At 43.1% G+C, this 6,433-nt stretch carries 5 protein-coding genes; 3 read left to right on the forward strand and 2 right to left on the reverse strand.

Going from position 1 to position 6,433, the window contains the following annotated elements:
- The first annotated feature begins 35 nt into the window (after positions 1–35).
- Together LZG73_RS25370 and LZG73_RS25375 are read left to right on the forward strand one after the other, a co-directional pair.
- Positions 36–977 carry a GDP-L-fucose synthase gene (locus LZG73_RS25370; RefSeq protein ID WP_310588465.1) on the forward strand — a complete coding sequence of 314 codons (942 nt, stop codon included), beginning with the start codon at positions 36–38 and terminating at the stop codon, positions 975–977.
- A gap of 186 nt (positions 978–1,163) precedes the next feature.
- A complete protein-coding gene (locus LZG73_RS25375; protein WP_015813234.1) occupies positions 1,164–1,637 on the forward strand; it encodes an Lrp/AsnC family transcriptional regulator in 474 nt (157 codons plus the stop codon).
- Positions 1,638–1,713: 76 nt separating this feature from the next.
- Here LZG73_RS25375 and LZG73_RS25380 read toward each other — a convergent pair whose 3' ends face one another.
- The gene (locus LZG73_RS25380; RefSeq protein ID WP_233855629.1) at positions 1,714–3,210 is read right to left on the reverse strand and encodes a DUF4301 family protein; all 1,497 of its coding nucleotides are present in this window, start codon (positions 3,208–3,210) and stop codon (positions 1,714–1,716) included.
- Positions 3,211–3,321: 111 nt separating this feature from the next.
- Positions 3,322–5,601: an ATP-dependent helicase gene (locus LZG73_RS25385; protein WP_233855630.1), complete on the reverse strand. Its 2,280-nt coding sequence runs from the start codon at positions 5,599–5,601 to the stop codon at positions 3,322–3,324.
- A gap of 175 nt (positions 5,602–5,776) precedes the next feature.
- On the opposite strand from LZG73_RS25385, the gene LZG73_RS25390 reads away from it, so the two are divergent.
- Positions 5,777–6,121: a hypothetical protein gene (locus LZG73_RS25390; protein WP_233855631.1), complete on the forward strand. Its 345-nt coding sequence runs from the start codon at positions 5,777–5,779 to the stop codon at positions 6,119–6,121.
- Positions 6,122–6,433: the final 312 nt, after the last annotated feature.

Genomic DNA, 6,433 nt, shown 5'->3' on the forward strand with positions numbered 1-6,433 from the left:
ATTGATTATCAAGGCACAAATTTAAAAAAAACGCAGTGGAAAAAAGCGCTAAAATTTATATCGCCGGACATCGCGGGATGGTAGGCTCCGCAATTCATCGGAAACTGGTTCAAGAAGGTTACGATAATTTCCTGCTGAGGAAGTCGTCCGAGCTGGATTTGCGTGACCAAAGTGCTGTAAGAGAATTTTTTGAGGCAGAGCGGCCCGAATACGTTTTCCTTGCTGCTGCGAAAGTGGGAGGCATTATGGCGAACAACATTTACCGAGCCGAGTTTCTGCACGACAATTTGCTGATTCAAAACAATGTGATTGACAGCGCTTACCGGACCAATGCGAAAAAGCTGATGTTCCTTGGATCGAGCTGCATTTATCCAAAATTGGCGCCTCAGCCACTTAGTGAAGATTCGCTGCTAACCGGACTTTTGGAACCAACCAATGAGCCTTACGCCATTGCGAAGATCGCCGGAATTAAGATGTGTGAAGCTTACCGCGCACAATATGGCTGTAATTTCATTTCAGTAATGCCTACAAACCTTTACGGCCCGAACGATAATTATGATCTTAACAATTCGCACGTTTTGCCTGCAATGATCCGGAAATTCCATGAGGCGAAAGAAGAAAACAAGCCATTTGTGGAGCTTTGGGGGACAGGTTCGCCGTTGAGGGAATTTTTACATGCGGACGATCTGGCGGATGCTTGTTATTTCCTGATGCAAACTTATAACGAGCCGGGCTTCCTGAATGTGGGCGTCGGTGCAGATGTTTCCATTAAGACATTGGCCGAAATGATTCAGCGCGTTACGGGTTACGAAGGACAAATTAACTGGAATACGGATAAGCCCGACGGCACGCCACGCAAGTTGATGGATGTTAGTAAACTGCATGCATTGGGCTGGAAACACCGCGTGGAACTGGAAGAGGGAATTGCAGTGACTTACCAGGATTTCTTGCAAAAAATAGAAACTTACGCCGTGTAAACGGATTAAGCTGAATGAGTAACAACTTCATTTAGCATAATAATTGAATACTAAAAGTGGATTTCGCCTACTATAATTCTTTTTTTTGACAAAATTTCAGTATAAAATTATAAGATTCTTCGGGAAACTAATTAGTTTTGCAGCGTCCCAAAAAAAGGGACTTTACAAAACCTTAGTCATAGAGAAATGTCGGCCATTATTAAGTTAGACCAGATAGACCGTAAAGTACTGGAGATCTTACAAACAAACGCTAAAATAACAAACGCACAATTATCAAAGGAAATAGGCTTATCGCCTGCACCGACTTTGGAGCGTGTTAAAAAACTAGAGCAATCCGGAATCATCAAGAGTTACCATGCTCAGCTTGAACCAGAAAAAGTAGGTTTGGGCGTAAGCACATTCGTTCAGATTTCGTTGGTGGGACACAGGAAAGCGGTTACTGAATCTTTTGTTGAAAAAATTCACGCGATTCCAGAGGTTATCGAATGTCACCACATTACAGGAACGGGCGATTTTCTTTTGCGGGTTATTTCAAAAGATATCAGCACTTACCAGAAATTGATGCTTGAAAAGATAAATGAAATTGAAGAAGTGGCCAGCACACAAACGATGGTTATTTTGTCAACTTTTAAAGAAAGCAAAGTCTTACCGATACCTTGATTTTACTTTACGTCTTCCAAAGAAAAAGCGCCTGATTTATAAATCGGGCGCTTTTTCTTTGGGGGCAATGCCCATGTTATTGATGTTGCTCGCGCAAAAGATCATTCACAGTTTTTACCGGATTGAATGTCAAAAGCGGAACCTCAACAAACAATGTGTTCCAATCGGCCATTGCACCATTCCATAATCCAGGCAATTCCTGCGCTTTCAGCTCTTTGCCATCTTTGGATTTGCCCGTTATGAATCCAGTCAATGGATCGCGGAATTTTTTCAAATCATATAACTCGCCTTTGTTGTTTTTCACAGCGCACACCAGATCAACCGGATTAAAGTGCGTTGAATTCTTGAAAATGCTGTTTTGCGATTCATCATCCACATCCACTTGCGCCGACTCTACGATTTGCAATGATGAAGAACCGTCCGCATTCTCCGCCCAGAACGGACCGCCGCCAGGTTCACCCTGATTTTTCACCATTCCGCAAGCACGCAATGGCCGGTCAAGTTTCTTTTGGAAATAGATCGCTTTTTGATCATCTGACCAGGAATCAAAGTCAGTCGGCGGAATAACGCACAATTCTGTTCTGAAAAAAGTGTCGAGTTCAGCAAGCAATTCTTGATTTGCCTGATCTTTAAGCTGTTCAAGATATGCGAAAATCCGTTTTTGATAACTCAAAACGATTCCTGCCAATGCTTTTTTGTAAGTGATCGTGTCTTCCTTAATGCGGTCAGGAACCACATTGTCAATGTTTTTGATAAAAATAATGTCTGCATCCAATTGGGCCAGGTTTTCCAGCAATGCTCCATGACCAGCCGGACGGAATAGCAATCCCCCATCTTTTTCACGAAAAGGCGTGTTGTCAAGGTTCACCGCAATGGTGTCCGTAGAACTTTTTTGCTCAGAAAACGAAACAATGTATCGAACGCCAAACTCTGACTGGTAACTCGGCAAAACTTCTACGACCAGTTTTTCAAATTTATCGCGATGCTCAGGCGAAACTGTGAAGTGGATTTGAACATTGCTGCCAGCATTTGCGTATTTCGCGCCTTCCACCAAATGCTCTTCCAATGGAGTCCGCGAGCGATCGGCGTAGTTGTGGAATTTGAGAAGCCCTTTCGGCAATTCGCCGTAACCTAATCCTTTATGCGTAAGGAAGTAAGAAGCAATGGTTTTCTCGTCTGCTGTTTCAATGTTGGTTCCGTCCGCTGCAAGTGAGGTTTTGAGATCTTCATAAAAGGCGAAATCTTTGAGTTTGGCAAAAAACTCCTCCACCGATTTGTCTTTTTTGTCTTCTTGCAAAAAACTAAAAAGTGATTTAAACATCCGCGTGGCAGCTCCCGAGGCCGGAACGAATTTTAGCAAAGCAATTTCTCCTTCGGAAGCACTTTTGTCAAACTCTGCAATGACGGTCGCAATTTGTTCGTCTGTTAACCTTATTACACCATCTCCAACTGTGGCTGCTTTGGAAAGTTGAAGAAAAGGAAATCCGTTTTCAAAATATTTAACTTGCTCTTCTACTGTGTCAATATCGCTTCCGCGCTGCTCTATTTGTAAAATATCTTTTTCAATAAACATTTTTCTGTCGTTTAATGGTGAAGTTTTAGGGTAAGCTTAAAATCCGTTGAGTACGATGGTAATTACAGTAAAGCGGGGGACAAACAGACTATACTATGCGAAGCGATTTATTTAAAGTATTCGCAGTTTGGCGAAGCTTAGCAGCAGCGTTTTTTCCCCGACAAGATCAAAATTCACTGTGGCTTTTCGGTCCGTTCCCTTTACATCCATTTTGGTAACCTCGCCAAATCCGAATTTCTGATGCTCCACTTTGTCTCCTTCTTTGAGCTCATAAGTGTCGCTGGCCACAAAGTTCTCTGATGGCGTATGTGCTGAGGCTGCATTAGGAACGGGTGCTGCTGGTTTGCGTTGGGTAAGATTTCGCGCAAATGATGTCACCGCAGGCGAGCTGTCTCTTGTAGGAACGCCATGAAGCATATTGGAAGCATTCAAAAAATGCGGGTCAACTTCCAGCAGAAACCGGCTCGGCTCGCACATTTTCAAGCGACCCCACTGATAGCGACTTTCGGCATAGGAGAAAGAAAGTTTCTTTTCGGCGCGCGTAATGGCCACGTAAAAAAGTCTGCGCTCTTCTTCAAGATCCTGCCGGCTTTCGAGCATCATCTGACTTGGGAAAAGATCTTCTTCGAGTCCTACTATAAATACGTTACGGAATTCCAGACCTTTCGCGGAGTGAATGGTCATCATCGTAACGCGGTCGTTGTCATTGTTATCGTCCGGTTCGTCAGCATTTGTGAGCAGCGAAACAGATTGCAGGAAGGCACTTAATGTTTTGTCTTCCGTTTCTGCATTGTCGACAAATTCCTTAATTCCATTCAGCAACTCCTGGACGTTTTCGTAGCGGGAAAGTCCTTCAACCGTTTTGTCCTCATACAATTCTCGCAGGATGCCGGAGGCCTTCGCAATGTGTGCGGCAACCTCATAAGCGTCCTTTCCTTCTTCCACGAGTATTTTAAAGCTTTTGATCAAAGTCGCAAACTGCTCGATTGGCGCAATGGTCCTGCCGCTTGCATATTTTCCAATGTTGGCCACCACTTCCCAGATCGGCAAATTGTTTTCAGAAGCTGCGACAGCGATTTTTGCAACCGTTCCATCGCCAATGCCTCTTTTTGGAAGGTTAATGATGCGTTTGAATGCTTCTTCATCGCGCTGGTTTACGGTGAAGCGCAGATATGCGAGCAAATCTTTGATTTCTTTTCTTTGGTAAAAAGACTGCCCGCCAATGATCCTGTATTTAATTCCAAGTTTTCGCAGCGCTTCTTCAAAGGATCTGGACTGCGCATTGGTCCTGTATAAAATGGCAAAATTCTCGTTTCGGAGCGCTTTCGACATTTTTTCTTCAAAAAGCGCTGTCGCCACAAGCCGTCCTTCTTCATTATCCGAGCCCGCTTTGATTACATCTATTAAGGAACCCTCTTCGTTTTTGGTAAAAGTCTCTTTTGGCAACTGCGCCTTATTTCTTGCAATCACCGAATTGGCTGCATTAACAATTACTCCAGTGGAGCGATAGTTTTGTTCGAGCTTTATAACCCTTACATCCGGGAAGTCCTTTTCAAAATTCAGAATGTTCTCAATGTTCGCTCCCCGAAAGGCGTAAATGCTCTGCGCATCATCACCAACAACCACAATGTTTCGATGGACAGCAGATAATTTCCGGGTAATCAAATATTGCGAAACGTTCGTATCCTGAAACTCATCCACCATCACATGCTGGAATTTGTGCTGATACTTATATAGTACATCCGGAAAGTCGCGAAAAAGGACATTGGTGTTAAAAAGAAGATCATCAAAGTCCATCGCATTGGCTTGAAAGCAACGCATTACGTACGTTTTATACAACCGACCGATCTCCTTCATTTTTGCGGCCTCGTCATCTGCCTGTATAATAGGATTAGCGAGATAATCGTCGGCCGAGACCAACCGGTTTTTCGCCCCGGAAATGCGGTTGAAAACAACATTGGCTTTATACACCTTGTCGTCCAGATTGTATTCCTTTATAATGCTCCTTAATAGTGACTTCGAATCATCGGTGTCATAAATGGAAAAATCGCTTGTATAACCCAGATAACGGGCTTCAATCCGCAGGATTTTGGCAAAAACGGAGTGAAATGTTCCCATCCATATATTTCTTGCCTCTGTCCCTACGGCCCCTTCAATCCGGTGACGCATCTCACCTGAGGCTTTGTTGGTAAATGTCAGGGACAAAATCCGAAAAGGATCGACACCATTCTCGATCAAGTTTGCGATTCGATAAGTAAGGACCCTTGTTTTCCCCGAACCTGCACCAGCGATAATCATCAACGGGCCGCCACCATGCAAAACCGCTTCACGCTGAGGCTCATTAAGCGTCGATAAATATTCTTTTTGATTCAAAATACTATGCTTGTCCAATTTATTTATCTAATTACAGCAAAAGCCAAAGTTAGGAAAAACCATTAAAAGCTTTCTTTCAATGTTGCTCCAACCGAAGCTGAAAGTGCAGCCGTTCTGAAATTTATACCAAAGTGTTCAGAACGCGAAACCAGATTTGATAGTTTAGACGAGACAAGTATTTAGCATTATATATATGAATATCGAAGATCAGCCACTTGAAGTGCAGTGGGAACATTTGCTGGCCGGCGTAGAAACATTAATAGGAAGGAAACCTGGCGATTTGAATGGGGTGCTGTTTTTAATTGGCGTGCAAGAGTTAGGACAAGGCGCTAAAAGGTTTACAAAAGAACAAAAGCAGGATCTGATGCATGTAGGAATATGCAAGGTGCTTAGTTTGTCGTCTTACTATTCGCTGGAATACGTAGATAAGGATGGCTGGCCACATTATAAGCTGGATCGCGCACTACCCCAAGGCGACATTATGAAGCAAGAAATGCTTTTAAAGATGCATGTGATTGAGTACTTCAAAAATATTTAAAATATTTTTTGAGCGGATAAAATTGGTTATCAATCGGTTACGTTTTTGTTGAGAAAAAATGCATAAAATACTTTTGCCTTGCACTTGCGGGATAAAAAAAGTTGTTGCACCTTTGCACTCCCAATCGGGGACAATGGTTTAGCAGACGGCTAAACAACGAGTTCTGAAAGATTCAGAGCAACGTTCTTTGACATGATGAAGAGAGCAAAAAGATAGTTCGTTTAAGAAGATTCGGTCCTTCTGTAATAGGAAGAGATCACAACAAAATTTACAATGGAGAGTTTGATCCTGGCTCAGGATGAACGCTAGCGG

It is taken from the genome of Dyadobacter sp. CY326 (genome assembly GCF_021390515.1).
In the GTDB taxonomy this organism is placed as follows: Bacteria; Bacteroidota; Bacteroidia; order Cytophagales; family Spirosomataceae; genus Dyadobacter.

Coding starts and splice junctions, on each gene's coding strand:
- LZG73_RS25380 (WP_233855629.1), bottom strand. CDS start 3,210: ATGTTTATTGAAAAAGATATTTTACAAATAGAGCAGCGCGGAAGCGAT.
- LZG73_RS25390 (WP_233855631.1), top strand. CDS start 5,777: ATGAATATCGAAGATCAGCCACTTGAAGTGCAGTGGGAACATTTGCTG.
- LZG73_RS25375 (WP_015813234.1), top strand. CDS start 1,164: ATGTCGGCCATTATTAAGTTAGACCAGATAGACCGTAAAGTACTGGAG.